This is a genomic window from Hymenobacter taeanensis, assembly GCF_013137895.1.
Classification (GTDB): Bacteria; Bacteroidota; Bacteroidia; order Cytophagales; family Hymenobacteraceae; genus Hymenobacter; species Hymenobacter taeanensis.
On the sequence record NZ_CP053538.1, the window covers coordinates 2,588,774 to 2,609,966 of the forward strand.

At 58.0% G+C, this 21,193-nt stretch carries 19 protein-coding genes; 6 read left to right on the plus strand and 13 right to left on the minus strand.

The annotated features are described in order from the left end of the window. Positions 1 to 108 precede the first annotated feature (108 nt). Positions 109 to 1,353, minus strand: a complete 1,245-nt coding sequence (locus tag HMJ29_RS11025) for a glutamate-5-semialdehyde dehydrogenase (protein WP_216634044.1) — start codon at positions 1,351 to 1,353, stop codon at positions 109 to 111. A 25-nt stretch (positions 1,354 to 1,378) separates the two neighbouring features. Next, a complete protein-coding gene (gene proB / locus HMJ29_RS11030) occupies positions 1,379 to 2,470 on the minus strand; it encodes a glutamate 5-kinase (protein ID WP_171591534.1) in 1,092 nt (363 codons plus the stop codon). Between the two features lie 207 nt (positions 2,471 to 2,677). Between proB and HMJ29_RS11035 the strand changes: the two genes are divergently transcribed. The 4 genes from HMJ29_RS11035 (at position 2,678) to HMJ29_RS11050 (ending at position 7,782) form a co-directional block, all read left to right on the plus strand. Beyond that, on the plus strand, positions 2,678 to 3,547 hold the full coding sequence (locus HMJ29_RS11035) for a M28 family peptidase (RefSeq protein WP_171591535.1): 870 nt from the start codon (positions 2,678 to 2,680) through the stop codon (positions 3,545 to 3,547). Between the two features lie 231 nt (positions 3,548 to 3,778). After that, positions 3,779 to 4,684: a LysR family transcriptional regulator gene (locus HMJ29_RS11040; RefSeq protein WP_171591536.1), complete on the plus strand. Its 906-nt coding sequence runs from the start codon at positions 3,779 to 3,781 to the stop codon at positions 4,682 to 4,684. Between the two features lie 65 nt (positions 4,685 to 4,749). Next, complete coding sequence (locus tag HMJ29_RS11045; RefSeq protein WP_171591537.1) at positions 4,750 to 5,946, plus strand: threonine synthase; 1,197 nt, start codon at positions 4,750 to 4,752, stop codon at positions 5,944 to 5,946. Positions 5,947 to 6,399: 453 nt separating this feature from the next. Next, a complete protein-coding gene (locus HMJ29_RS11050; RefSeq protein WP_171591538.1) occupies positions 6,400 to 7,782 on the plus strand; it encodes an ammonium transporter in 1,383 nt (460 codons plus the stop codon). 136 nt (positions 7,783 to 7,918) lie between these two features. On the opposite strand, the gene HMJ29_RS11055 is transcribed toward HMJ29_RS11050, so the two are convergent. The 11 genes from HMJ29_RS11055 to HMJ29_RS11105 all read right to left on the minus strand — a co-directional run bounded on the left by HMJ29_RS11055 (position 7,919) and on the right by HMJ29_RS11105 (position 17,726). After that, on the minus strand, positions 7,919 to 9,127 hold the full coding sequence (locus HMJ29_RS11055; protein ID WP_171591539.1) for a tetratricopeptide repeat protein: 1,209 nt from the start codon (positions 9,125 to 9,127) through the stop codon (positions 7,919 to 7,921). Between the two features lie 102 nt (positions 9,128 to 9,229). Continuing rightward, positions 9,230 to 10,333, minus strand: a complete 1,104-nt coding sequence (locus HMJ29_RS11060; RefSeq protein ID WP_171591540.1) for a tetratricopeptide repeat protein — start codon at positions 10,331 to 10,333, stop codon at positions 9,230 to 9,232. An 18-nt stretch (positions 10,334 to 10,351) separates the two neighbouring features. Then, the gene (locus tag HMJ29_RS11065; protein ID WP_171591541.1) at positions 10,352 to 11,716 is read right to left on the minus strand and encodes an ATP-binding protein; all 1,365 of its coding nucleotides are present in this window, start codon (positions 11,714 to 11,716) and stop codon (positions 10,352 to 10,354) included. A 319-nt stretch (positions 11,717 to 12,035) separates the two neighbouring features. Then, positions 12,036 to 12,833, minus strand: a complete 798-nt coding sequence (locus tag HMJ29_RS11070; protein WP_171591542.1) for a ZIP family metal transporter — start codon at positions 12,831 to 12,833, stop codon at positions 12,036 to 12,038. Positions 12,834 to 12,910: 77 nt separating this feature from the next. After that, positions 12,911 to 13,183, minus strand: a complete 273-nt coding sequence (locus HMJ29_RS11075) for a DUF167 domain-containing protein (protein ID WP_171591543.1) — start codon at positions 13,181 to 13,183, stop codon at positions 12,911 to 12,913. A 9-nt stretch (positions 13,184 to 13,192) separates the two neighbouring features. Beyond that, positions 13,193 to 13,393, minus strand: coding sequence for a DUF5683 domain-containing protein (locus tag HMJ29_RS11080; RefSeq protein ID WP_171591544.1), 201 nt, complete (start codon positions 13,391 to 13,393; stop codon positions 13,193 to 13,195). Positions 13,394 to 13,460: 67 nt separating this feature from the next. After that, entirely contained in the window at positions 13,461 to 14,204 is a 744-nt protein-coding gene (locus HMJ29_RS11085) for an endonuclease III domain-containing protein (protein WP_171591545.1), read from the minus strand. A 105-nt stretch (positions 14,205 to 14,309) separates the two neighbouring features. Next, positions 14,310 to 15,068 carry a hypothetical protein gene (locus tag HMJ29_RS20340; RefSeq protein ID WP_216634045.1) on the minus strand — a complete coding sequence of 253 codons (759 nt, stop codon included), beginning with the start codon at positions 15,066 to 15,068 and terminating at the stop codon, positions 14,310 to 14,312. A 17-nt stretch (positions 15,069 to 15,085) separates the two neighbouring features. Then, positions 15,086 to 15,289: a hypothetical protein gene (locus HMJ29_RS20345; RefSeq protein WP_216634046.1), complete on the minus strand. Its 204-nt coding sequence runs from the start codon at positions 15,287 to 15,289 to the stop codon at positions 15,086 to 15,088. 480 nt (positions 15,290 to 15,769) lie between these two features. Further along, complete coding sequence (locus HMJ29_RS11100) at positions 15,770 to 16,180, minus strand: response regulator (protein ID WP_171591546.1); 411 nt, start codon at positions 16,178 to 16,180, stop codon at positions 15,770 to 15,772. 31 nt (positions 16,181 to 16,211) lie between these two features. Next, complete coding sequence (locus tag HMJ29_RS11105) at positions 16,212 to 17,726, minus strand: sensor histidine kinase (RefSeq protein ID WP_171591547.1); 1,515 nt, start codon at positions 17,724 to 17,726, stop codon at positions 16,212 to 16,214. A gap of 188 nt (positions 17,727 to 17,914) precedes the next feature. Here HMJ29_RS11105 and HMJ29_RS11110 point away from each other — a divergent pair, with 188 nt between their 5' ends. Next, the gene (locus HMJ29_RS11110; protein WP_171591548.1) at positions 17,915 to 18,721 is read left to right on the plus strand and encodes a TrmH family RNA methyltransferase; all 807 of its coding nucleotides are present in this window, start codon (positions 17,915 to 17,917) and stop codon (positions 18,719 to 18,721) included. A gap of 515 nt (positions 18,722 to 19,236) precedes the next feature. After that, complete coding sequence (locus HMJ29_RS11115; RefSeq protein ID WP_171591549.1) at positions 19,237 to 20,019, plus strand: DUF1223 domain-containing protein; 783 nt, start codon at positions 19,237 to 19,239, stop codon at positions 20,017 to 20,019. Positions 20,020 to 21,193: the final 1,174 nt, after the last annotated feature.

Here is a 21,193-nt window from a genome sequence, read left to right on the forward strand (position 1 = left end):
ATAAGCAATGAATAGCAAGTCGTGAAGCTATTACTCATTCCTAATTCCTCTTTGTTCATTGCTGACGTCTGGCACCCCTCTCCCCGAGGAGAGGGTCCGGGGGTGGGGTCATCGCACCTGCCCATTACCTCTGACCTGCCACTTGTAGCTAGTGAGTTCTTCCAGGGCCATAGGGCCGCGGGCGTGGAGCTTCTGGGTGCTGATACCAATTTCGGCGCCGAGGCCAAACTGAGCGCCGTCGGTGAAGGCGGTGGAGGCGTTGGCGTACACGGCGGCGGCATCTACCTGGTTCAGGAACTGCTCAATATGGGCGGCATTTTCTGAGATGATGGCCTCGCTGTGCTTGGAGCTGTGGACAGCAATGTGGCCTAGGGCTTCCTCTAGGCCGGTTACAGTTTTGATGGCCAGCTTCAGGGAGAGGAATTCAGTGCCAAAGTGCTCCTCGGTGGCGGGTTGCAGCAGCTCAGCTGGGTAATTGTTGGTGAGGGCTTCATAGGCCTGGGTATCAGCATAAACCAGCACTCCCGATTGGCCTAGGGGCGCCAACAACTCAGGTAAATCCGCTATGCGCGCCTCATGTACCAGCAAACAGTCAAGGGCGTTGCAGACGCTGACGCGGCGGGTTTTAGCATTGACGATGATGGCCTGACCTTTCGCTAGGTCGGCGGTTTCATCAAAGTAGGTGTGCACGATGCCGGCGCCGGTTTCGATGACGGGTACTTTGGCGTGTTGGCGCACGTAGTCAATCAGCTGCTGGCTGCCACGCGGAATCAGCACATCGACGTAGCCAATGGCCTGCAGCAAGGCTTCCGTAGCTTGGCGGTCGGGGGGCAGGAGCGTGACGCTTTTTGCGTTGAGGCCGTGGTGGCCTAGCACCCGTTGGATTACGGTGCTGATGGCCAGGTTGGAATGAGCAGCATCACTGCCCCCTTTGAGCAGGCAGGCGTTGCCGGTTTTCAGGCACAGCGCCGCCACATCGAAGGTCACGTTGGGGCGGGCTTCGTAAATGACGCCCACCACGCCGAGTGGCACTCGCACTTTGGAAAGGTCGAGGCCATTGGGCAGGGTCTGGTGCTGCAAGACCTGGCCTAGCGGTGAGGGTAGCCCCGCTACGTTCCGAATATCCTCGGCAATGCTTGCTATGCGAGCGGCGGTAAGCTGGAGTCGGTCGTACTTGGGGTCGTCGGGAGACATACGGGCCAGGTCCTTCTCGTTCTCCGCCAGCAAAAATGGTGTTTCCGCCACGGCGGCGGCTGCTAAGTCTAGCAACACCGTTCGCATGCTTTCGGCCGAGACCTGGCCTAGGGCCCGGCTAGCGTGTTGAGTGGCCCGAAAAGTATCTTGTAAGTGCATAGCCAATGATTTGTAGCGCGTAGTGCTAGCTGATATCAGCCGTCAAGAACAGGTAGTCATAATGGACTAAGGGCTTCTGGTTTTGGTGGCCCAGCCGTTCGAGTGCTTTATCGGAGCTGTATTCGGCCATGCCTAGGCCTATGGGTTTGCTGGTTTCATCCAGAATCCGGATGATGTCGCCTTTCTGGAAAGTGCCCACAATGCCCAGAATACCCACGGGTAGCAGGCTGGTAGCTTTGCCGGTGGCCGTAAGGGCAGCTTTGGCCCCCGCGTTGATCTGCACGGCACCTTTCGCGGCCAGGTCAGAATGAGCTATCCACTTCTTCTTGCTGGAGGCCGTTTTGTTGGGCAGGAAGCGCGTATTTACTACTTCCTGGTTGAGCAGGCGGGGCAGAATATTCTCGGTTTTGCCGTTGGCAATGTGCACCGCAATGCCCAGCTGCGCCACCTTGTGGGCCATGTGGCACTTGGTAATCATACCGCCGCGCCCAAACTGTGAGCGTTGGGTGGTAACGAACGACGAGAAGCTGGTAGTAGTCAGCTCAATTTCCGGGATAAGCTCGGCGGCCGGGTCCTGAGGGTTGCCGTTGAAGATGCCGTCTACATTGCTCAGAATCAGCAAGGCATCGGCGTTGAGCATAGAGGCCACGAGGCCGGCCAGCTCGTCGTTGTCAGTGAACATCAGCTCTGTGACGGAAATTACATCGTTCTCATTTACAATGGGGATGATGTTGTTCTGCAGCAGCGCCCGGAAGCAGTTCTGCATGTTCAGGTAGTGCTGCCGGTCGCGGAAATCTTCCTTGGTCACCAGCACCTGGGCGCAGAGCAGCTCGTGGTGGCCTAGCAGCTCGGCGTAGGTGGCCAGCAGCTTTACCTGGCCCACGGCGGCCAGCACTTGCCGGCTGGTCACGGCATCGGCCTTTTCCGGGACCTGCACCAGGCTGCGGCCCGCCGCCACCGCCCCCGACGACACCACAATAACTTCCTTGCCCTGCTTTTTCAGGCCGGCAATCTGCTCTACCAGGTGGGCTATGCGCGACTGATCGGGGAGGCCGTTGGCCTGGGTCAGGACGTTGGAACCGATTTTGACAATGATCCGGTGATAAGCAAGCGCCATAGCTGGGTCAGTAGGTTCTGGGCCGTAAGGTAGGGAGAGAGAATTGGTTAGCCATATCGGCCCGCCGCTCGTTTAGAGAGTAGGCGTCTTCTGCAAAGCCTCCTCGCCAGACTACTCCATCTGCTGAGTTGTGTGGCCCGTGAACAAACCCGCTTGCGGTGCAGTCCTCCGTCTTTTGCTGCGCTATCTTCCCAACCTGACCATATTATGGGTGCTGATCAAAACCGACTCTATGCTGATGTGAAGTTCCTGACTTCTCTCAAACCTGCCCGCCACTACCGCAACTTACGCTCGCTAAACGAGGCCGCCGACTACATAAAAACTGAATTTGAGAAGCTGGAAATAGAAGACGGTGGGGTGGAGGAGCAAGCGTTTAAGGCCGATGGGCGCGAGTACCGAAACATCATTCTGGCGTTTGGCTCCCGCGATGCGCCCCGCCTGGTGGTGGGCGCCCACTACGATGTGTGCGGCGATACGCCCGGCGCCGACGATAACGCCAGCGCCGTGGCGGGCCTGCTGGAAACTGCGCGCCTGCTGCACATCTACGGCTCCAACCTGAAGTACCGCGTGGAGCTGGTGGCCTACCCCAACGAGGAACCGCCCTACTTCGCTACCCAATACATGGGCAGCGCCGTGCACGCCAAGTCCCTGCATGAGGCGGGCGTGGCCGTGCGTGCCATGCTCTGCTACGAGATGATTGGCTACTTCCAGGATGAGCCGGGCTCCCAGCGCTTCCCCAACGAGCAGCTGGCAGCGCTTTACCCCAACACCGGCAACTTCATCACGGTAGTGGGCCGCACCGGCCAGGAGGAGTTTACGGAGCGCGTGCAGGCGCTCATGCAAACCAAGGCCAACATTGATGTGCAGCGCATCAACCTGCCCGCCGAAATGGGCCTGGCGGGCCTCTCCGACCACCGCAACTACTGGAAATATGGCTACGAGGCCATCATGATCAACGACACCTCCTTCCTGCGCAACCCCCATTACCACCTGCCCTCCGACACCATTGAAACGCTTGACTTTAAGCGCATGGCCGAGGTGGTAAATGGAGCCTATGCCGCAATCCTGGGACTCTAGGCCAGTCGGCTGTGCAAACTTCAGACAGGTACCTGAGTGCTGGCTTAGAAAAGCAGACGCCAGACCAAGCCGGACGGTGAGTTAAGCAACGAAAGGTAGAGATGCTTCAGAGCCTATGGCCTGGCGCGCCACATGCTCGGTAAGTCAGCCTTTTAGTGGCATACCAGACTCCCGATACATCATATTCTTCTACTTTCGTTCATCTTCCTTCCCTCTGAACAGGCTTAGGCCATGCTTTCCCACCCACACGAAATATTTCTGGAAGTGGCTCGCCAGCTCAGCTTTACCAAGGCGGGGCAAACGCTGTTCCTGAGCCAGTCGGCGGTGAGCAAGCAGGTGAAGGCGCTGGAAGAACACTATAAAACTGGCCTGTTTGAGCGCCTCGGCAACAGCGTGGTGCTTACGCCAGCCGGTGAGCTGCTCTACCGCAAGCTGCTGGTAGCAAAGCAGCTGCAGCATGAGCTGCACCAGGAGTTTACGGAGCTCAGCCCCGACTTCTCACCCCAGGTGCACATGGTTATCGGGGCCAGCACTACCATCTCGCTCTACGTGATTCCGCCGGTGCTATCTGCTTACCTAAGTCAGTACCCAAACACCCAGCTCACGCTCAAAAACCGCAACTCCGAGAATATTCTGAAGGCCCTGCTGGACCATGAGATTGACCTCGGCATCATTGAGGGAATTCACAAAGTCAGTAACGTAACCTACACGCCGCTGCTCACCGATGAAGTAGTAGCCGTATGCTCGGGCCGCAACCCACTGTACCGGCAGGAGCTGGAGGCGCGGGACTTGCTGCGCGTGCCGGTAGCATTGCGCGAAGCTGGCTCCGGCACCCTGGCGGTGCTGGAAGAAGCCCTGGCCGAAAAGCAGATTAAGGCCACCGATTTGCCCGTGAAAGTGCGGCTGGGCGGCACTGAGGCGCTCAAAAACTTTGTGCGCGTAGATACGTGCCTGGCCTTCCTGCCCCGCCAGGCGGTGATGAAGGAGTTGGCCTCGGGGGAGCTAATGGAAGTACGCGTGCGGGACCTGAACCTGGTGCGGCACTTTGACTTTGTGCAGCGCAAGGGCACCGAGAACAATGTGCCCTACAAAGATTTCGTGCAGTTTGCCCGGCGCTATTATTCCAGAAAGGAATAGCCTATTCCAAATAGCCGTTTGTTTTAGGAATAGCAGCCGAAGAGTTTTGCGTTGAACTCTCCGTTATGCAAACTCTCCTCGACACCCAAACTCGCCTGCAGGATCTGCACTGTGCCGCCTGCGATACGCCTTACTCGGCCTTCCAACTCCAGCGGGTATCCGCGTGCTGCGGGCAGCCATTGGTAGCCCACTACGATCTGCACGAGCCCCTGACCCGCGCAACGGGCATTGAGCGCGCCGAAAACTCCATGTGGCGCTACCGCTCCCTGCTGCCCCTGCTTGATGATGCCAACCGCGTAAGCCTGGGTGAAGGCTGGACGCCTATACTGCCACTCCAGCGCCTGGCCAGCCGCTACGGCCTGCGTGATTTGCGCCTGAAGGATGAGGGCCTGAACCCCACGGGGTCTTTCAAGGCCCGCGGACTGAGCATGGCTATATCGAAAGCCAAGGAGCTGGGCGTTACGGGCTGTATCATCCCGACGGCCGGTAACGCGGGCGTGGCCATGGCCGCCTACTGCGCCCGGGCCGGCATGCGGGCCGTGGTGGCCATGCCCAGCCACACGCCCAAAGCATTTAAAGAGGAGTGCTACTGGTACGGGGCCGAAGTACACCTGGTAGATGGCCTGATCAACGACTGCGCCGCCCGCGTGCGGGAACTCAACGCCGATAACAGCTTGCTGGATGTATCGACGTTGAAGGAACCTTACCGCCTGGAGGGCAAGAAAACAATGGGCTATGAGCTAGCCGAGCAGCTTAACTGGACGTTGCCCGACGTATTGCTCTACCCCGCTGGCGGCGGTACCGGCCTTATCGGCATCTGGAAAGCGCTGCGCGAAATGCAGGCCCTGGGCTGGCTTCCCGCCGACGCTAAGCTGCCCCGCATGGTAGCAGTACAGTCGGCCAATTGCTGTCCGTTGGTAGAAACCCGCGCCGGCCACCAAACCAACTGCCACAGCTACGTAGGCCAGCCCACCATTGCCAACGGCCTGGCGGTGCCCCGCCCCCTCGGTGAGCCACTGATGCTGCAGGTTCTCGATGAATCAAATGGTTTAGCCGTAGCCATCACCGACGAGCAGATGCTGGAAGGCATGCGGGAGCTGGCGCGCCTGGAAGGCATGTTTGTAGCGCCCGAAGGCGCTGCCGTTTGGATGGCAGCCCGTCAATTGCTGGAAACCGGCTGGCTGCGCCCCGAAGAGCAAATCCTGCTGCTCAATACCGGCTCCGGCCAGAAATACCTCGACAACGTGGAGGGGCATTATTAAGCAGTAAACACCCTTTTCCACAACCTACCCAAGCCCCAGACTGGCCTACAGCATCTACATAGATGTTGTAGGCCAGTCCGTTTTATGGCCAACCAAGTCAGCCAGCTTGTCTGAGAATGGCACTAACAGGCGCAGCTCAAAATGAGCTTATCACAGCCCCAGAAAGGCTACCATAAGCTAAACCCTAAGGCTATAAAGCTGCTGCATCACAAAGATGAGTCATGCTGATCGAAGGCAACCCTCACAAGAACACCTTGAGCAATCGTCTGCTCGTTAGGCCTACCTCTGAGTTATTAGTCTAATAAGCGGGGTAATTATTTTAAGTCATATTGAAGAATAAATACTGCATTCATGAAATTCGGCTTTAAATTTCATAGTGTTCTATGCTAAAATTATCGTCGTTGGCTTATATTGCCTTTGTAAAATAGGGGGTATAACGAAAAATGCATCAAAATGGGATATGCTAAATCAGCTCTCCGGCCTAGTTATAGTTTGTTCACACTGATTGCGCTGCTAGGCCTTGCTATTCTGGCGGCAGTGGCTCAGGTGCCCCACCCAGCCGCAGCCCCCGGTACGCTCAACGCTGCCGATGTAGCCTGGATGCTTACGGCCACCGCCTTTGTGCTGATCATGACGCCGGGCTTATCGTTCTTCTATGGCGGAATGGTACGGCCCAAGAATGTCATCAGTACTATGCTGCAGAGCTTTGTGGCGCTGGGCGTGATATCGGTGCTGTTTTACTTTGTGGGGTTCTCGCTTTGCTACGGCGACTCCTGGCACGGGCTCATTGGCAATCCTTTCACGTTTGCCATGCTGCGCAACGTGGGCACGGCCCCAAACCCGGCGTTTGCGGCCAGCATCCCGTTTGTGCTCTATTTCGCGTTTCAGCTCAAGTTTGCCATCATCACGCCGGCCCTCATCACGGGTTCTTTTGCTGAGCGGGTGCGCTTCAAAGGGTACCTGGCATTTATGGTGCTGTTTAGCCTGTTCATTTACTGTCCCCTGGCCCACTGGACCTGGCACCCCGAGGGCTTTCTGCATAAGTGGGGCGTGCTGGACTTTGCCGGCGGTACCGTAGTGCACATCTCGGCGGGTGTGGCTGCGCTGGCGGGCGCCATGGTGCTGGGGCGCCGCTCCGCTAATCTGCGTCCTACATCTTTTTCAACCCCCAACGTGCCCTACGTACTGCTGGGTACGGGGCTGCTGTGGTTTGGCTGGTTTGGATTCAATGCCGGCTCGGCGCTGGGCGCGAATGAGCTGGCAGCCGTGTCGTTTGTAAACACCAACCTGGCTTCCGGCGCTGCGCTCATGGCCTGGATTCTGGTAGAAATTGTGCGGGGCGGCAAGCCTACGGCCGTGGGGGCCTGCACGGGCGCGGTGGTAGGCTTGGTGGCCATTACGCCCGCCGCTGGCTACGTTGACTATGGCCAAAGCATTCTGATTGGGGTGGTGGGGGCTCTGGTAAGCCACGCCGCCGTGCACTGGCAAAACAGCCGCACCACCATTGATGACACCCTGGACGTGTTCCCCTGTCATGGCCTCGGGGGTATTGTAGGTATGCTGCTCACGGGCGTTTTCGCCGCCAACGATGGGTTGTTTTACGGCAAAACCAGCCTGTTTGGGTACCACGTGCTGGGCCTCGTGATTGTGGTGTCTTACTCCTTCGTGGGCGCCTGGGTGCTGCTGAAAGTTACCGACCGCATCTTTGGGCTGCGTGTGAAGCTGCAGGAAGAGGAACTGGGCCTCGACCTAAGCCAGCACGAAGAATCTACCTACCACATTGACGAGGCCTTTGAGCGCACGTACCGCCGCGAACCAGAGGTGTTAAACGCATAAATCAGCTTCTGAGCCCGGTTTGGGCCGCTAGCCCGTGAGGAAGTACAAGTAAAAGTAGCGTGGGAAGAAAAGGCCACCGGGTGGGAAACCGGTGGCCTTTTCATATGTAATTAAGTCTGGCAAACAGCAGTGGGACTTAACTCAGCGCCATCGTCCAGATAAACAGCAGCCAGATAATAAACAGCAGACCCATGACGCCGGTATGCGCCTGCGAATCCGGAGCAACCAGTTGCAGTCCGCCTCCTAACAGGCCTAGCAGCACCAAGGCTACTGTAGCGGCCATTGCCCAGCGCTGCGTCCGTTTAGGGGCACGGGGGCGCAGCGTCACCATCAGCGGGAAAATGGCCGCCAGCAAGCCCAGGCCTATGGCGCCCAGCCAAGCCTGGTGGGCCAGTGCCGAAACCGTAAACGCCGCCGTAGCGGCCACCAGCACTACCCCAAAGCCCAGCGCTTGGCGGCGCTGTTCAGGGGAGAGGGCATGGCGGCCATAGGGGTTGAGCAGGAGCAAACCATTGAATAACGGATCGGCGAACCAGCTCATAAATACCAGCGGCAGATACAGCGGCAGCAGGAGCGGCACAAAGCGCACCAGAATGTAAAGGCCCACGAACAGCACCCGCCGGGTTACCCCGTTCAGGTTTTCGCTCCAGACTGTGAACCGCAGAAAGGCCCGGTACAGCCAGTAGCGCGCCTTCAGGGCTTCAACGAGGCCACTGCGAGCGTACTCAGAGGTAGGAGCCAGCCGCAGGGCGTTCCGAAAATGCTCCAGCGCCTCTTTGTGCTTACCGGTTTCCAGTGCTACCCAGCCGGCGTCGGCGTGGGTGCCGGCATCATCGGGGTCATAGTGCAGGGCCTGGGAAAGGGAGCTGGCGGCATCATCGGAGCGGCCCAGGCGGGCGAGGCAGCGGGCCCGCAGCCCCAGGCAGTCTACGTGCTCGGGGTCGTAGGCCAGGCCCATTTCGGCGGCGCGCAGGGCGGCGGCCCACTGGCCCTGCGTGAAGCGCAAAATGCCCAACGTATGGTGGTAGTTGGGGTCAGTAGGGTCGAGGGAAAGGGCTTGCTCAATGGCCTCGCGCGCCTCAGCAGGGTGCTGCAGGCGCTGGTGGGTCAGACTCAGCAGGTAGTAAGCAAAGTCATGCTCCGGCGAGAGGCCTACGGAAGTTTGGGCGTGCGTAAGGGCCTCTTCTGCGCGGGTTTGCTCCAACAGGGCCAGCGCCATCAGGGCGTGGGCATGGGCATCGTTGGGGTCGTCGTGCAATACCCGGTGCAGTTCCTGCTCCGCCTGCACGGCGCGGCCCTGGCGAAGCAGTAGTAAGATTCGGTCGGGCCAGTTGGGTTGTTCCATTAGGTGAGTAGCAGGCGATACAGTAATAAACGACGGCAATTGCTATGGTACGTCAAGCGGATACCGTAAATGAAACGCAGTATAGGGGTAAAAACATAGCAACTATACAGCCATCCAATAGCAAATAGAAACCACTAGACCTATTAGAGTGGCGCCAAGTGCGACTATTGGCAGAACCCGTTCGGTAAAGCTTTTTCGCGACGATTTATTGAGCATACGTACCGTAGGGTGCCAGCGCCATTGTACGGCTGCGTAGCAGGATAACAGAATCAGTGGAATGCAAAACAGGCAAACCAGTGGAACCAGTATAAAGAACAGTTGAAAAGTAGCCCTATTGCTATGGTTGGCAATTTGCTCATGTATACTTGCCGACTTTGCATCGAGGCGTAGCAACTGCCGTTTCAGCCAGAAGCTTTCTTTGGCCAATTGCTCTAAGTTACTACGAACCGCCTCATTACCTGGGGAGAGCTGCCACGCCTCCAGAAAGTGTTGATTTGCTTCCATTGGTTGATGCTGCCGATACGCTTGCTCCCCGAGCTGTACCTTTACGTGCAGCAAACTCCGCTGCGTTTGCGTGTGAGTGGGGTGCAACCGCAGCGCCTCTCGCAAGTGTTTTTCCGCCTTCTCAAGCTCCTGGGCTCGCATGGCATCTTCGCCTAAAAGGAAATGAGTTAAGGCAGAATCAGGATGCCAGTAGGCTAATTGGGCTATGACGAGGGTCGCTTTCTTATATTTTCTACGTTTTTGGAGGGCTAGGATGCGTTGATACAGGCATTCATCATGCCCTGGGTGTATTTGCAAGCCTATAGTTGTGGCCTCCAACGCCTTTTTAGGCTGATCGCGGGTGTTTAGTATAACCGCCTTGTGCCCCAAGTAAGTCGCACTCCAGCTATGTAAGCGCAGTGCTTCGTCAATTGCCTGTAAAGCTTCCTCTGAATACCCACCGCGCAGCAGTGCCACACTATTGAAATACTGTGCATCGCTGCTTTGAGGGTTTAGCGCAATAGCATCCTGAAGCACCGGAATAGCCTCCGCTAAGCGCCCCTTCTGATTCAGTATAGTTAGCGCTAATAGCACATGCGCATACGCTTCCTGTGGGTGATGCGCCAGCCGGCGCCGTACTAGCTGCTCCGCTTGCTCAGGCCGGTTTATGTGCAGCAAGTGCCGCACCGCGTTCTGCCAGCGGTCGGTTGCAGCGTGATCCATGCTGAAGGGTAAATAAGCTTACGCCGAAGGTTTTTTAATGCCGAGGTACACCAAAATGTCGTCGTAGAGGCCGCCTTCGTTGGAGTAAAGGGCGTAATTTTTAGCTGTGGCAAACCACTCGCGCGTACTGGGGCGCACTTTCCCGATGGCATCCTGCAGGGGGCGCTGCTCCAGTGGCAGCGGCTTGCCGGCCTTCATCGACTCGCGCAGGCAGCTCTCAATGGCCACATCTACCACAGCCTTTAAGTCGGCGCCGGAGTAGCCGGCAGTTTGAGCGGCTAGCTTGGGCAGGTTAACCGACTGGCCTACGGGCTTCTCGCGCAGCAGTAGCTCCAGCACGGCGGCGCGGGCGGGCTCATCGGGGGGCGTTACCAGCAGAATGCGGTCGAAGCGGCCGGGGCGGCGGAAGGCCCCATCGAGCTGCCAGGGCGCGTTGGTAGCGGCCATGATGAGCACGCCTTCGTTGGAGCGGGTAGCACCGTCGAGCTCCGAGAGGAACTGGTTGATGACGGTGCGGCCGGCGCTCTGGCGCAGGTCGTGGCGGTTGGCGGCCAGGGCATCTACCTCGTCAAAAAACAACACGCACGGTGCCTGCAAACGGGCCTGCTCGAATATCTGGTGGAGGTTTCGCTCACTATTGCCCAGCCACATATCCAGGATGTCGTTGATGCCAACGTGGATAAACGAGGCTTTTACCTCACCGGCCGTGGCGCGGGCTAAGTAGGTTTTGCCGCAGCCAGGCGGGCCATAGAGCAGCAGTCCGCCGCCTGTGGCTTTGCCATAGGCTTTGTACAGGTCAGGGTATTGCAGCGGATGAATGATCTTGAGGCGGATTTCCTCCTTCAGACTTTCCATGCCGCCCACATCTGAGAAGTTGATGCTGGGCCGCTCCAGGCCACCAAACAGGGCTTGCTCATTGATGAGGTCGTCGGGGGCGGCAGGGTACCCTTGTGCGCTGCCCTGAGCAGGTGCCCGGCCGCGCAGGCGGGCGGCTAGGTCGGCATCCTCCAGGGTAGGGTTGTGGGCTAAGGCTGTTTGGTAGGCCTCAACGGCGGCTGGTAGCTGGTCGGTATCGGCCAGCAGGCGGGCATGGAGGAGGTGGGCGCGGGCATGTTCGGGCTGGGCTGCCAGTAGTTCTTCTACCACCACAAACGCCGCGGAGGTTTTGCGCAGGCCAGCGTACGCCTCGGCCAGGCCAAGCTGCAGGTCGGCATCCTGCGGGGCCTGGCGTAGGCCGGTGCGGTAGAGCTCTTCCGCTTCGGGCAGGCGCCCGCTTTGCAGCAGCAAGCCCGCCACGTGCTTGCGTAGCGCCAGGTTATCGGGTGAAAAAGCCAGGGCTTCTAATAACGGTTGAATAGCAGCAGGATCGGGGGGAAGGGCCATAGCGGATGCTCTATCTGATACCGCAAGCTACGAAGGGAGTAGTGAAATAGTGATTTAGTGGTTCAGTGATTTAGTGAGGTGATGATGGAGTGATAGAGTAATGAAATGATGAAGTAAGCTGTCATTGCGAGCGGAGCAGTCTTTAGTTTTCTACTACCCTTGCCCTATTCAAAAGCCCTTAGCCCCATGACGGGCGTAAGGGCTTTTCTAGTCTTGAGGCTTTCCGCTGCTAATAGGAAAGATTGCTTCGCTCCGCTCGCAATGACAGCTTACTTCATCACCCAATTATCACTTCATTACTTTATCACTATTTCCCAGCTTAGCTTCCCATTTTACTCAGCACGAAGGATACGAGGAAGCCTAGCACTGTGATCAGACCCGTGAAGTTGTGGGCAACTTCAAACGCTTCCGGAATCATGGTGTCGGCAATCATGGCCAGCACCGCACCGGCAGAAACGGCCATGGTTGCGGCCACGGTATTCTCCGAGAAGCCGCTGAAAATAGTATAGCCCAGCAAAGACGATATGCCCGAAATGATCATAATGCCGGCCCATAGCAGCAACACATACTGCGGCGAGCGGCCGGCCTTTTTCATTCCCGCTGCGCTGGAAAGGCCTTCGGGCAGGTTAGAGAGGAAGATGGCCACCACGGCTACCATGCTCACGGCGCCCCCGGCCAGCATGCTCAAGCCAATAACAATGCTCTCTGGAATACCATCGAGCAGGGCACCAATTGCCAGGGCCATGCCGTTGTCGTCACCATTATCGGCTCCGGCTTTCTCACCCGACTGCACCGCCGCGCGTTCGTGCTTTTGCTGGTCGCCGGAGCGTTTGCGGTGCTTAGCGCCCTGGCGGGCCAGCAGCCAGTTGGCAAACGTGTACACTGCCGCGCCTCCCACAAACCCAATTGCCGTAGCATCAAAGCCGCCTTTTTTGTAGGCCTCTTCCATGAGCTCCAGGGAGAGGGTGGAGATAAGCACGCCGCTGCCAAATGCCATGATGGCGGCCACTAGGCGTTGCGGAACGTGCAGAAAGTAGCCAATGGCCGCGCCAATCAGCAAAGCAGAGCCTGATACCAGGCCCCAGAAGCCAGCCACGGCCCAGGTAGGAAAATGCATACGTGAGGGGAGTAGAGTACGGGTAGGTCTTGTCCCTCACGTACGGTTCCCCAATGACGCAAGTTGTAAGCAGTGGCCTAGGCCCCCTGATACCGCTCCAGCGTAGCGCGATACGTTTCCTCGGTCAGGCCCGCAACGTCTACTTTCTTGAACGGGGCCGTGTGGCCCGAAACCAGCGTAAGGTTTGCTTTGGTCACCCCAAACACCTCAGCTAGGTAGGCTAGTAGACACGCATTGGCTTTGCCATCCTGCGCCGGCGCTTTCAACCGCACCGTGATGGTGCCATCGGGCGCTACCGAGAGCTGGTTGGCCTGGGCGTTAGGCTTGGCTTTCAGGTGAAGAACTGGCACTGCCGACAATCAGGCAGGCGAGTTGTACGCGTCGTACACGTTCCAGGCCCAGATCAGGAAGGGAACTACCAGCGTCCAGGCCAGCAGGAAACCTAACACGCCGCCAATAGCCCAAATCAGGAAAGCCTTAATAAACTGGCCTTTTACCAACTGGCCTAGGCCAGGAATGAAGATGGAAAGCAGGGCCGGTAGGCCATACGTCTGTTTCATGACTTATTTTCAGAAGAGAGAAGATACTGCCGCGGTGCGCAGCAGGCACCGGCCAAACTACTTAAAATTACAACAGCGCCGGCGCGGCGCTTTGGTTGGTGCGGGCCTGGCCAGTGGGGCAGCGCTCCAGCAACACGCACCGCCCACAGGCGGGGGTATGGAAATAGCAGCACTTCTGCCCATGAAACATAAGGGCCTCGTGGTGGTCGTACACGAGCTGGGCATCCCAACCGGGCGGCAACAAGGCTTCCAGTTGCGCATGGGCCGCCGCCTCGCCTACCTTGGGGCCAATTAAGCCCAGCCGCTGAGCCACCCGGTGGTGGTGGCTATCTACGGGCATAGCCGGGCGGCGCAGATTGCTGAAGAGTAGTACGGCGGCGCTGGTTTTGGGCCCTACGCCGGGCAGAGCCTCCAGCCAGGCCCGCGCTTCCGGAATAGGCATATCGGCCAGAAACTCCAGGTTGCAGGGGCCACCGCAGCGCTGGCCTACCTCGCGCAACACATGTTGCAGGCGGGGGGCTTTCTGCTCAGGCCAGGTGCAGGGGCTAATGGCTTCCTGTACCTCCTCAGTGGGGGCATCGCGCACGGCATCCCAGGTGTCAAACCGCGCCCGCAGCTGCTGGTAGGCTTTGTGCGAGTCCTGGTTGCGGGTGCGGTGCGAGAGCAGGGCGCTGATCAGCTCACTGAGCGGATCCTTGGTGCTGAAAAACCGGAACGGTGCCCCGTACTCAGCGCACAGCAGCTCGTGAGCCCAGAGGGCCAGTTCGCGGCGGGCATCTAAATCGGCGGGGGAGGTGGGGGCAGGCTTCACGAACTTGCCTACGCTCAGAACCGCCTTGGAGGTTAAGAAAAGCGCAAAAATAAACCCCACCCGGGCCAGGCCAGGTGGGGGTGAGGGGCCGCAGTAGGTGGCTGGCTACTGCCCGCGGTTATAAAGCAGAATAGCCTGCTTGATGTTGTTCTGCTGCTTGCCACCAATTACCAGCGGCACAATAGCCAGCGGAATGGCCGCGTACACCAGCGGCGATACGGCAAAGCCGTTGCTGCCGCCAAAGCTAGAAAACGTACCGGCTAGCATCAGCCCCCCCGCCGCAATGTAGCTGAGCGTGGTGTAGGTCTGGTAGCGGCGGGCATCCTGCAGCAGTTTCACGCTGCCGGGGTTGTCGGCGGTAGCTAGCTGCAGGTTTTTGAGGGTGAGATTTTCAATGGGGCCGTTATCCTTGCTGAAATAGTCGGTTTTTACGGTGCGGTAGCCACCGTAGGGGTAGCCGCCATACGGGTACCCACCGTAGCCGTAGCGGCCATACCCGCCAAAGCCGCCATATGGGTTGTTCATGTACTGCGTGCTGGTGATGGAGTACAGGCTGATGCGCCCCACCCGGTCGCGGCGCAGCGTCGACTCGCGGTTGGAGCGGCCCGGGAGCGTGGTACGCACATAAAAGCCGGTTTCGTCTTCGTAGTAGCGCACCTGGTCCAGGTCAAGGCGCTGCTGCCCATCCACGAGCAGGAAGCTGCGCCCAAATACGGGCTGCTTAATCTCCACATCATACCCACGCACTACCTGGCCGCTTTTCAGGCCTACGGCGTAGCGGGTGGTATTGGCCGGCGGCAGGGCCATTTGCTGACGCCGTTGCTGCTGCTGCACTGAATCGGGCAGTACGGGTGGCGCCGCCAAAGTGCGCGGCTGGGCCGCTACCCGGCGGGCAGTGTCGGGGGGAGGGCGGTAGGTGCCGGTGCTGCCGCCGGTGAGGCCGTAACGGCGGGTGCGGCGGGCGTGGTAGCCGGAGGTGGGGTAGGAGCCCCCGGAAGCGTATTAAGCTGCCGGGGCGTCTGCTGGGCCAGGGCCGGAACAGTGAGCGTGCAGAGCACGGCTAATAGGAGAGAGCGGAGCTGCATATAGGAACTTAAGGTAGCAAGAAACCAAAAAAGCCAGGCGGGAGGTGGAAATATGGTGAAGAGCGCCCACCAAGCCGCCGAGCTGCACAAGGAAGCCGGAAGCAACTTAAAAAATGTAAGCAGAATGCGCGCACGGCCGGAGCAAACCACTGCTTTCGCAGAGACACCGCCAACCGCAGGATTGTGCCATGCGGCTAAAAGTTGCACGCAGTTTTTGCCTGTTTGAGCGGGCGCATCTTCTACTGCATTCTAACGCACAACTCCCTAGGAGTAGTATGCCAGCAGAGCAGGCAAGCGCAGCCTGCGGGTAAGCCCGGAAGGGCCTCGTAGGTGGGAGGTTGCAACGGCTAAGGCTGCCGGGTGTGCGACTACTACCAGGGAACAGGCCCAGGCCTGTTGTAGGGCTGTCCAACAAAAAACCGGCGCGGCACCCTATACAGGGCACCTCGCCGGTTACAGTAAGCCTGATATGGTAACGGGCTATTTCAGCAGCTGCTCCAGCAGGTTCATGCTGTCAACCATATCGGTGCTGGTTTCAAAATCAAGCGGCTTCAGAATGTAGCCGCTTACGCCCAGGTTTTGCGCGCTGAGGCGGTCTACATCCATGCCCGAGGTGGTAGTGATGAACACCGGAATCTGGCTTAGCTCAGGCATGCTGCGCAGCTCGGCCAAGAACTCATGCCCATTCATTTTGGGCATGTTCAGGTCTAGCAGAATAACTTCGGGCAGCGGCCGAATGGGCTCCACATTGTTGCGGCCCAGCAGCAAATCAAGCGCTTCAATACCGTTGAAAGCCGTGTACAGCTTGTGCGGCACGTTGAAACGCTCGAAGGCTTTCTGGGCCGTCATGGTGTCAAAAAAGTCGTCTTCAACTAACAGAACGGAACGCATAAGGGAAGGAGTAAGGCTAGGCCCGCACTGGTTAAAGTGCGGGCTGAGCCACGGAGGTGGGCTGCTTCGGCCACGTAAAGATAAAGGCCGTACCCTCGCCTTCCTGAGAATCTACCCGAATACTGGCTTTTTGTTCGTCCAGAATTTTCTTGACGATGCTCAGGCCGATGCCCGTGCTTTCGGCCGTGTTACGGTCGCGCAGGGTCTGAAACATCAGAAATATCTTCTCGTGAAACTGCGGCGCAATTCCGGGCCCATCATCGCGAACGGTAAACTCGTAGTCGTGGGGCAGCTCCTGGCAGCTGATGGTGATGGTGCCCTCAGGCTTGTGGTGGTACTTGGCGGCGTTGCCCATGAGGTTGGTAAACACCTGCTGCAGGCTTAGGCGGTCAGTAACCAGCGTGGGCAGCGTGGTGGGCGTTTCTACCCGGAAACTGGCCGGCACCACCATTTCCTGCACCTCCCGCACCAGCTGGCTTACCTGTACTTCCTCTAGCTTTTGCTCAGTGCGGCCCACCCGGGCGTAGGCCAGCAGGCCATTAATGAGATCCTCGAGGCGGTGCAGGCGGCCCTTCATCATGTCCAGATACTGCCGCATTTGGTCGCTTAGCTCATTGGGCATTTCGCTCTCAATCCACTTCACCACCGTTAACACGCCCCGGAGTGGGGCCTTCAGGTCGTGAGAGGCCACGTAGGCAAACTGGTCGAGCTCCCGGTTGCGGGTTTCCAGCACGGTAAAGTTCTCATCCAGGGTTTGGGTCATCCGGTTGAGCGAAGTAGCCAGGTTGCTCAGGCTGTCTTGGCCGCGGTCATTGATCTTAACCTTGTAATCACCCTGCACCACACGCTCCGCCAGGCCCTCAATCAGCTGAATACGGCGCGCCACCTCCTCATTCGTTTGCGTGAGCTGCTGCTGCAAGTCGGCATTTGCCTTGAGCTCCTGATAAATCTTGTTGAAGAGCCACAGCACAATAATGGCGGCCAGCACCGCCGACGTGATAATGGCGGCCGGGGTGGTGTGCTGGTAAATATCCTGGCGCTGGCGGCGCTGACTTAGCAGGCCCTCCTCTTCGGCCTTCATATGCTCAACTAGCTGTCGCAGCTTTTCCTGCATAACCCGGTCGCCCTTAATCAGGCGCCGCACCGCTTCTACTGAGGGCTTCACCTGCAGGAAGGTGCTGAGGTACTGGGTCTCCTTCGTGATAAGGGTCTTGAGCGTATCCAGGCGCAGCTGCTGAGAGGTGTTGTCCAGCGTCAGGAGGCGGAGGGTGTCATAGTCTGCGTGTGCCTGTTGCAACACCTCCTGAAAGGTAGAGTTCTGGGTAGAGTCGTTCATGAGCAGGTACCCGCGCACCTGGCTTTGCGCGTCGCGCATGCGCATACGCAGGTCGGAGGTGCGTTGCAGTACCTGGTAGGTGTGCTCTACGCGCTGGGTATAGTAGCTGAGCTGCTGAATACTGTACCAGGCCAGAAGCGAGGTTAGCATGAGCACGCTCAGCGCAATGGTAAAGCCCAGAATAATCTTGGTGTTTAGCTGTAAACGCATGCAAAAATCAGGATGAGAAAAGCGCTGACTGCAATGATACAAGCCAGCGCACAGTAGTGGCCTACAACGGGCCGCAGCACTGGCGGGTTGGCCTGCGTATCTTCGCGGCGGCGCAACCGGGCTGGTCCTCTCACGGGGCCACCAGCCGCCGCCGCTAGTTTCGCCGTATTCACCCCCCCGTTGCCCCCATGCCCGACGCTATTACCAGCCCCCAGAACCCCCGCATTAAAAACCTGCTGAAGCTGCAGCAAAAATCGTCGGAGCGCCGGGCGCAGGGCCTCACCATTATTGAGGGGTTGCGGGAGCTGACCATTGCCCACGGGGCCGGCGTGGCCGTGCCTGCTCTGTTTGTGTGCACCGAGCTGGCCGGTGAGCAGCGGCAGCAGGAGCTGCGCACCCTGTTTGGTAAAGGCGAAACCGAGTGGTTTGAGGTATCGAAGGCGGTGTTTGAGAAAGTGGCCTACCGCGAAGGCTCCGACGGGGTGCTGGCTCTGGCCAAGCCGCCCCAGCTCACGCTAGGCCAGTTGCAGCTGCCCGCGGCCCCCTTGCTGCTGGTGCTGGAAGCCGTGGAGAAGCCCGGCAACCTGGGCGCCATTCTGCGCACCGCCGATGCGGCCCAGGCCACGGCCGTTATCGTCTGCGACCCGCGCACCGACTTGTTTAACCCCAACGCCATCCGGAGCAGCATTGGGTGCTCGTTCACGGTGCCCACCATTGCCACTACCCGTGAGGAGCTGCTAGCCTGGTGCCGGCAGCACGGCATCAAAACCTACGCCGCCGCCCTCACCGACCAGGCCGTGGCCTACACCACCTGCGACTTCCGCGGCCCCACGGCCCTGGTAATGGGCACCGAAGCCGACGGCCTTACGCCCGCGCTCATGCAGGCCTGCGACCAGACCATCATTATTCCCATGCGCGGGGCCATTGACTCGCTCAACGTAAGTACCGCCACCGCCATTCTCACCTTTGAGGCTGTGCGCCAGCGGGAGGGATAAACGTTGCTTATTGGAGCTTGGCTGGACACTTGAAGGTGGGTAGGTATCACTAATCCATTGTGTCACCTGCAGGTTGTTTCACTCGCTTACACTATTGGCCAGGCCTCAGCAAAAGGATGCTGCGCGCGTGTAGGGTACACCGTTGGCCTGGTATGCCGGTTTGCGGTACCATGGCCACTACCAGAAAAGGTGCCTAATAAAACAGCGGGTGGCTGCCAGGTGCTATGGAGCAGGTGGGTGCCGGGAAAATGACAAAAGCAAAAAATATGCATCCGGGTGTCAGATGAATAGCTGCTAATTAAAGCGCCTGTTGGGGTAGGCACAATGCCAGCGCTCAGAGCTGCTCAGCCGTATTGTCTGGCGCCACAAACTACTGCAAAACGGTATTTGGCCAGCTAGTTCACGTATATTGTTTTCTGCCCGAATCAGCAACTGCTTTTGAGCTCACATACGAGATCAGCTGGTTCTTCGTCTATTACAGGAATAATGCACCGTATCACCTTGCCCCATGTCCTATGCTTCGTACTGCCTTAGTTATTTGTACCCTTGTGGCCGCTGGTGGTGTATTCAGCCTTTCTAACACCACGCGGCCTGCCGCGGCAGGTAACCGGGTGCCCGTAGTGGTGGAGCTCTTTACCTCAGAAGGCTGCTCCAGCTGCCCCGCCGCCGATGATGCTCTGCGCCAACTGGAAACGGATCAGTCAGTAGATGGGATAGAAGTACTGGCCCTCGGCGAGCATGTGGATTACTGGAATCGGCTGGGCTGGAAAGACCCGTTTTCTTCGGCGGCTTTCACGGCGCGGCAGCGGGAGTACGCGGCGGCTTTCAACACCAACAGTTACACGCCGCAAGCGGTAGTTGACGGCGGCACCGAGCTAGTAGGCAGTCGGCAGTGGGCGCTGGTGAAGGCTATTGAGCAGGCCGCCAAAGCTCCGCGGGCTACCGTGCAGCTCACTCGTGCCGGCGCAAATTTGAAGGTGCGAGTAGGGCAGCTACCCGCCGGTACGGGTGCCAGCACCGTGCTGCTAGCCTTTACTGAGAGTGGCCTCTCATCACAGGTTGGGCGCGGTGAGAATTCAGGCCGCCTGCTGCACCATGCTGCCGTGGTGCGTGAGCTGCAAACGCTGGGCAACCTGGGGCCCAACGGCACATTTACTGCTGCGCCTGCGCTGGCGCTCAACCCGCAGTGGAAAGTTGCCCACCTGAAGGCAGTAGTGCTAGTGCAGGAAAATGCCTCGCGCCACATTGTAGGCGTAGCCAGCCTGCCCCTAAGCGCGCAAGAAGCCGCAGTAAACTAGCTGTTGCTACAGCTAGACCAGCTTAGGCGGCGGCTTGTAGCGCCAGAACCCTACCGCACGAACTTTCCGTGGTATCTCTTGCGCATAGTGCTTTTTCTACTAGTACTACGCACCTAGTGCTTAACCCAAGAAACCCGGCAGTAGCCACGAAACGCCGTTACTGGGCGCGTAGAGATTACCGGAATCTTGCCCTGGCCACAACCAGTTCCTTACTCGGAACAGCAACAAGCCCTATTGCGGCAGTGGTACACCACGAAGCTCTTGCCGCCAAAGCCCGCCAGATTCGCTCACCTATGAGCCCACTTCAACTGGTGCCGTAGGTTTAGTATACGACTGGGTTATCTGGCACCTGATCTACCAAGTACACTCAACCCCCACTCTCCAATGACTGGCCTAGCGCCTCTCCGAGTTTGAGGTTGTGGAGATGGTATATGACACTCGCAATTTAGTCTCTCTGGAAGAAGCACTTCGCTTATTTCCCCAGGAAATGGAAGTGTTTCATAGGCGTGTGAGAAGAGCACTGGCGGGTTGGTAGATCGACGCCTACCCGGGTCTACTTCATCTCACATTGTAAAGGCCCCAATCCAAGCTCATATAGTTGCTAGTAAACATAAATTGACTTATTAGACAGCACTGGTACCTCTACTTTCCCGTTTACAGACCCTTATCGCACTTTATTCTAAAGCCAGTCGCTACTTAAATCATCCTTTTCGTAGACGAGAGGCTTTACCTGTTTTTGAACAGATTATACGTATAGCCTGCATAAAATACACATAGGAGTACGAGCGTATTACCCCCTAAAAAGAGGCGCTGTTTGCTGTTCAACACCACGATGTACAGCAGGAAAGCAATTATGAAGTAAGCGCCCGATAAGACATACCGCCAATTCGTTCTTTTCTCTTGGAAGTAATACAGCTGGAATACTTCAATTGAGAAAAAGATGGGTGCAAAGAGCGCTGCACCCATAGCGGCGGCGTGAAGGTGTTCGTTAACAATGTATACAGCCATTTCCTAACGTACAGAACAAAGCAACGGGCGTACCTTTTTGGAGCGAATAGGAGCAATTACACTCAAAATAACGCTCTTTTCGGTGAACAGCATAAATCAGCTTGGCACCTAGTGGCCAGTTACTCCAATAGGGAAGGGCGAGTTTAATAAACCCGTCTACGATTCA

Bases quoted from the DNA above. Each gene is read 5' to 3' on its own strand.
- HMJ29_RS11060 (WP_171591540.1), bottom strand. From the start codon at position 10,333: ATGGATCACGCTGCAACCGACCGCTGGCAGAACGCGGTGCGGCACTTG.
- HMJ29_RS11040 (WP_171591536.1), top strand. From the start codon at position 3,779: ATGCTTTCCCACCCACACGAAATATTTCTGGAAGTGGCTCGCCAGCTC.
- HMJ29_RS20345 (WP_216634046.1), bottom strand. From the start codon at position 15,289: ATGCAGCTCCGCTCTCTCCTATTAGCCGTGCTCTGCACGCTCACTGTT.
- HMJ29_RS11055 (WP_171591539.1), bottom strand. From the start codon at position 9,127: ATGGAACAACCCAACTGGCCCGACCGAATCTTACTACTGCTTCGCCAG.
- HMJ29_RS11110 (WP_171591548.1), top strand. From the start codon at position 17,915: ATGCCCGACGCTATTACCAGCCCCCAGAACCCCCGCATTAAAAACCTG.
- HMJ29_RS11045 (WP_171591537.1), top strand. From the start codon at position 4,750: ATGCAAACTCTCCTCGACACCCAAACTCGCCTGCAGGATCTGCACTGT.
- HMJ29_RS11035 (WP_171591535.1), top strand. From the start codon at position 2,678: ATGGGTGCTGATCAAAACCGACTCTATGCTGATGTGAAGTTCCTGACT.
- proB (WP_171591534.1), bottom strand. From the start codon at position 2,470: ATGGCGCTTGCTTATCACCGGATCATTGTCAAAATCGGTTCCAACGTC.
- HMJ29_RS11100 (WP_171591546.1), bottom strand. From the start codon at position 16,180: ATGCGTTCCGTTCTGTTAGTTGAAGACGACTTTTTTGACACCATGACG.
- HMJ29_RS11050 (WP_171591538.1), top strand. From the start codon at position 6,400: ATGGGATATGCTAAATCAGCTCTCCGGCCTAGTTATAGTTTGTTCACA.
- HMJ29_RS11065 (WP_171591541.1), bottom strand. From the start codon at position 11,716: ATGGCCCTTCCCCCCGATCCTGCTGCTATTCAACCGTTATTAGAAGCC.
- HMJ29_RS11025 (WP_216634044.1), bottom strand. From the start codon at position 1,353: ATGCACTTACAAGATACTTTTCGGGCCACTCAACACGCTAGCCGGGCC.
- HMJ29_RS11105 (WP_171591547.1), bottom strand. From the start codon at position 17,726: ATGCGTTTACAGCTAAACACCAAGATTATTCTGGGCTTTACCATTGCG.
- HMJ29_RS11115 (WP_171591549.1), top strand. From the start codon at position 19,237: ATGCTTCGTACTGCCTTAGTTATTTGTACCCTTGTGGCCGCTGGTGGT.
- HMJ29_RS11080 (WP_171591544.1), bottom strand. From the start codon at position 13,393: ATGAAACAGACGTATGGCCTACCGGCCCTGCTTTCCATCTTCATTCCT.
- HMJ29_RS11070 (WP_171591542.1), bottom strand. From the start codon at position 12,833: ATGCATTTTCCTACCTGGGCCGTGGCTGGCTTCTGGGGCCTGGTATCA.